The organism is Mycobacterium sp., assembly GCF_035314905.1.
In the GTDB taxonomy this organism is placed as follows: Bacteria; Actinomycetota; Actinomycetes; order Mycobacteriales; family Mycobacteriaceae; genus Mycobacterium.
Genome location: NZ_DATFYW010000124.1, coordinates 1 through 4305, shown reverse-complemented (window position 1 = coordinate 4305; position 4305 = coordinate 1). Strand labels below are relative to the sequence as shown.

The 4305-nt window shown below is 68.6% G+C and carries 4 protein-coding genes; 1 reads left to right on the top strand and 3 read right to left on the bottom strand.

The annotated features are described in order from the left end of the window. From VKG81_RS10310 to VKG81_RS10300, 3 genes are all read right to left on the bottom strand, one after another. Positions 1 to 140, bottom strand: a 140-nt coding sequence (locus VKG81_RS10310; RefSeq protein ID WP_324395821.1) for a type II toxin-antitoxin system prevent-host-death family antitoxin, incomplete at its 3' end; no start/stop codon positions are given. An 851-nt stretch (positions 141 to 991) separates the two neighbouring features. After that, positions 992 to 2143 carry a cation:proton antiporter gene (locus VKG81_RS10305; protein WP_324395820.1) on the bottom strand — a complete coding sequence of 384 codons (1152 nt, stop codon included), beginning with the start codon at positions 2141 to 2143 and terminating at the stop codon, positions 992 to 994. Positions 2144 to 2147: 4 nt separating this feature from the next. Next, a complete protein-coding gene (locus VKG81_RS10300) occupies positions 2148 to 2525 on the bottom strand; it encodes a hypothetical protein (protein ID WP_324395819.1) in 378 nt (125 codons plus the stop codon). A 362-nt stretch (positions 2526 to 2887) separates the two neighbouring features. Between VKG81_RS10300 and VKG81_RS10295 the strand changes: the two genes are divergently transcribed. Continuing rightward, positions 2888 to 4305 (top strand): amidase (locus VKG81_RS10295; protein WP_324395818.1); only part of this gene is annotated, 1418 nt, incomplete at its 3' end.

Below are 4305 nucleotides of genomic sequence, written 5' to 3'. Positions count from 1 at the left end.
GATCCGGCCCGATCGTGAGGTACGAGGTCTGCCACGGGAACTCCGTTTCTGGTGACCGTGAAGCACTCCCCCTGCTCGACACGGCACATGATCGCCCCGCTGTCGTTGCGCAGTTCCCGTTGACTAATTCTCGCCTCCATGCCGGCAGTGTAGCACAATAGTGCGACGTGCTGTAGCGCCGAGCTCGCCCGGCGACACCGCGCGAGAGCTGACCGGCCCTCGCGGTAACCAGTGGCACGTCGAGTTGTCCGGGATGTATCCGGTCCTGCGGTTATCCGACCTGAGCTGTTCGTCGGCGGCGTCTGCCTTTGCCAACCGCCCCGCGGCACCGCCATCGTGGGCCCAGGTCAAATTCCTTCTCAGCGTCGCGCTCAACTGACGCCAGACGTGCTCGTTGCGTAGCTGCGGTTTGCGATGCGTCACTGACCTCTTGGCTACGCGGTTGGTTCAGCGACGGGACTTTCGCGACGCCGATGCGACATCGAATTGAGTTTTCCGCACCGGCCGTTGTCCTCAGCACGATCGTGAACCTGCAGTTATTTGCTAAGAGAAAGTAACGATCGGCTGTCCGCAATTAAACGTGTTGGCCTCGCCGATCGCCGTCGGGCCGTTTGCGCCAGCGACGGTCCGCGTCCCAGGCCTTACCAGTAGTTAATTGCCGTAGGCACACGCGATCGGGCATCTGAATGACGGACGTGTTTTACGGGCCCGCTAATTTTTTGGTGGTTCCACATTCATCGTCGCGAAGGGCTGTTAGATTCCTGTTCAGGGTGACCGCAAGCCTGGGTTTGGGGGGTTGGTCATGGCCAAGTCCGTTTTCTCCTATGTCGCCACCGGGGTCGCGATCGCCGGGGCCGGCATCCTGTTGGCAACTCCTCCCGCGCGCCGGCGCCGTCCCCCGTTCCCGCGGTGCAGCTGGCGGCAGCGGGGTCGGTGCCGGCCCCGCCGCCGCCACCTAAGTGCGCGACGGCGTGAAGGCTTTCCTGGCCGCTTACCGATCCGACGCCGCCGGCTGACGACGACCCGCCACCTCGCCGGCGGCAGACGCCGCCGCGATGGTCAGCAGCGCTCCCAGCATCAACGCGGACGGCTCGCCGGCGGCCAGCAGGTGCTGCTGGGTGCCGAGCGTGGCGGCGGCGACCGGCACACCGAGCTGTGCCGCCGACAGCACCGCCAGGGTGAGCGGCTGGTGCAGCACGACCCCTGCGGAATGTGCCAGTACCGCACCCGCACCCAGTGCGACCCCCAGCAAAATGAACCACGGATGCTTACCAAGCTCGCGCACCTGCAATGACGCACCCAGCCAGACGAAGAACAGGGGACCGAAGAAGCCCTCGCTGATGCCGAACAGCTGACGCGCCAGCCGTCGCGGCTCGCCGATAGCGGAGACGACCAGGCCAAGCGCGAACCCGGCCAGCATGATCGACACGTGAGTGTTGACGGCGAGCGCCGCCAACCCGAACAGGATGATCAGATTGACCCGCAGCTCCAGTGCGAAACGCCGCTTCTCGGAGTATGCGTGCAACCGCTTGCGATATCCGGCGTGATCGAACCAGCGCATGATCAGGAACACCACCACCGCACACGCGGCGATGGCAAGCCCGCCCAGCGCCGCCTGCGGGGCCCTGCGAGGGTCAATGACCAACGGCAGCAGCACGATAGACGCGGCGTCGGCGATCGCGATCTGGGCGGTGACCGACAGCACCGGCGCGCCGCCCAGGCCCAGGGATTCGATGATCGGCAGAGCCACCGCGGCCGACGAGGACGCCATCAGGACCGCGTACAGCGGCGCATGGCCGGTGTGCAACACCGACGCGATGCCCACGGCCAGGACCGTTGCAACGACGCCGACCAGGACGGCCCGCACCAGCGCACGCGGAAGATCGGATCGCAGCGACGTCTCGTGGATCGGGACGTTGGTGCCGACGACGAACATCACCAGCGCGAAGCCGATGTTGGCCAGCAGCGTGAAGGTCGGGTTGTCCGGGTCGACGATGCCCAAGCCGGTCTTGCCGATCACCAAACCGGCCGCCAACTCGCCGACAATGACCGGGACACCGAAGCGCCGCGGCGACGCCAGCAACGGCCCCGCCATGCCGACGACAGCAACCAGCGCCAGGGTGTCGAACCCGAACGAGGACATCGACTCAGGACGGCCAGGAGACGAGATGGCACGGGATCGGCGTGTTCTCGTCGGTGAGATAGGACGCGCAGACCCGGTGGTAACCGTCGGCGATCTGCAGCGCTATCGCGCCGTTCCCGCTGCCGCGGACCAGCAAGATCGGCGAGAGCTTCGCGCCGTCGCCGATCTTGCCCAGGTCAGTGGAAACGTGGGGGTTGGTGGCAGGCAGCAGGCTCAGCCGGGCGGCGCAGAGGATGTCTTTTGCCTCGCGGTACACCGGCTTTGCATCTTTGAGCGCAGCAACAGTCTTCTGGACCACGTGGGGTTCGGCGAGCATGCTGAGGTAGTTGGCGGCTGCCTCGTAGTCGTGATCCTGGGGCTTATCCAGCCACTTGACGGCCATGGCGGCCCAGGTTACCCGCCACCATGATGCCGTCGCCGGTGAACTTGTCCATTGTGCCGCCGTAGCGCCGCACCACCGCGATGTCCGCCGGTGCAATCAGGGGAACCGCAGCCTGCGCAAAACCGCGCGTCTTCGCGCGTCTCGGCCGCACGCCGGGCAGACGGTCGCGGCGGTACCGGTCACGGCAACATCGTGGCACCCGACAGGCCGGCCCGAGGGTCAAAAGCGCCGTTGATCGTGCGCCACCGCGGCACGGTCAGAGAGACCAACGTGCTCGAGGCCGGACTGCCGGTCATCGCGTGTGAGGATGCCCCCAACGCACACCGGCGTGCGGCGGTATCGGTCGTGGTAGAACCGGAGCCATGAGCGGTCTTGCCGACGAGACACGGTGGATGGATGCCACGGACCAGGCGGCGCTGGTGGCCAAGGGCGAGGTCACGCCGGGCGAGCTGTTGGAGGCGGCGATCGAGCGGATTGAGCAGTCGAACCCGGCGGTCAACGCCGTCGTCATCGAGTGGTTCGACCACGCCCGGTCCGTGGCCGCCGATCCGGACCTGCCCGCCGGTCCGTTTCGCGGCGTCCCGTTCCTGCTCAAGGACCTGTACGCAAGCTTCGCCGGCCAGACCCTGTCGAACGGCAACCAGGCGCTGAAGCAGGCGGGCAAGGTCGACGCCGCCGACACGACGCTCGTCGCCCGGTTCAAGGCGGCCGGGCTGGTCATCGCCGGGCGGACCAACAGCCCGGAGATGGGTAGCCTGCCGACCACCCAGCCGGTGGCCTGGGGGGCGACCCGTAACCCGTGGGCGCTGCAGCGCACGCCGGGCGGGTCGAGTGGCGGCGCCGCCGCCGCGGTGGCCGTCGGGATGGTCCCGTTCGCCAACGCGTCGGACGGTGGCGGGAGCATCCGCATCCCGGCGTCGTGTTGCGGGCTGGTGGGGCTCAAGCCCAGCCAGGGACGGATCACGCTCGGGCCGGTGCGCGCCGAGGTGGGGTTGGGGGTCGAGTTGTGCATCAGCCGCACGGTGCGCGACACGGCGGGGCTGCTCGATGCGGTGCGCGGCCCGGGCATCGGCGACACCGTCATCGCGCCGGCGCCCGAGCGGCCCTACGTCGACGAGCTCGGCGCCGACCCGGGTCGGTTGCGTATCGGGCTGCTCGACGTCCACCCGCGCGGCGACTTCGTGCACGAGGACTGCGTAACGGCGGTGCGCGCCGCGGCGTCGATGCTGGAGCGCCTTGGGCACACGGTCGAGCCCGCGTGGCCGGCGTGCCTGGCAGACACCACGTTGCCCGAGAAGTTCATGGCGCTGTGGGCGACGCAGATGGCGATGGCGGCGCGCGAGTTCGGCAAGACGCTTGGGCGCGAGGTGACGGCGGATGACATCGAGCCGGTGAACTGGGTGCTCGTCGAGCAAGCGCAGCGGCTGACCGCCGTCGACTACGCCGCGGCGCAGGCGGCGGGGTGGGCCTTCCGGCGGGCGCTGCAGCAGTGGTGGGCGGACGGCTGGGACCTGCTGCTCACGCCGACGCTGGCCGAGCCGCCGCCGCCGCTGGCGGAGTTCGAGAACGACACCGAGCACCCGACAGCACCGATGCGGCGGGCCGGGCGGTTCGCCGCGTTCACGCCGCCGTTCAACATGAGCGGGCAGCCGGCGATCAGCCTCCCCCTGCACCGCAACTCCGGGGGCCTGCCCATCGGCATCCAGCTCGCCGCCGCCTACGGCCGAGAGGACGTCCTCATCCGCGTCGCCTCCCAACTGGAATCGGCCCACCCCTGGTC

Bases quoted from the DNA above. Each gene is read 5' to 3' on its own strand.
- VKG81_RS10305 (WP_324395820.1), bottom strand. From the start codon at position 2,143: ATGTCCTCGTTCGGGTTCGACACCCTGGCGCTGGTTGCTGTCGTCGGC.
- VKG81_RS10300 (WP_324395819.1), bottom strand. From the start codon at position 2,525: ATGGCCGTCAAGTGGCTGGATAAGCCCCAGGATCACGACTACGAGGCA.